This window comes from Alkalicoccobacillus porphyridii (assembly GCF_007293315.1).
GTDB classification, from domain to species: domain Bacteria; phylum Bacillota; class Bacilli; order Bacillales; family Bacillaceae_D; genus Alkalicoccobacillus; species Alkalicoccobacillus porphyridii.
In genome coordinates, this window is record NZ_VLXZ01000247.1 from 1 (window position 1) to 265 (window position 265).

General features: G+C 46.4%; 1 protein-coding gene. It reads right to left on the bottom strand.

All coding sequences use genetic code 11. From position 1 onward, the window contains the following. On the bottom strand, positions 1-265 hold a 265-nt coding region (locus FN960_RS24205; RefSeq protein ID WP_185971151.1), incomplete at both ends, for an aldo/keto reductase.

The following is a 265-nucleotide window of genomic DNA, read 5'->3' on the forward strand; positions in this document are numbered from 1 at the left end:
ATGCCGTGCTGTTTAGCCCAGGCAACCACTTTACGGTTTTGCAGATAAGGAGAGAGTTCAATCTGGTTAGTAGCGATGTTTTCAGCGCCAACAGCAGCAATCGCCTTTTCCATCAATGGGATCGTGAAGTTGGAAATACCGATCTCACGCGTCAACCCTTCTTTTTTGGCTTCCAGCAGCTCCTGCATAAACTCTTCAACAGAGACTTCATCGTTTGGTGACGGCCAGTGGATTAGAGTCAGATCAACATAATCAGTACGCAATT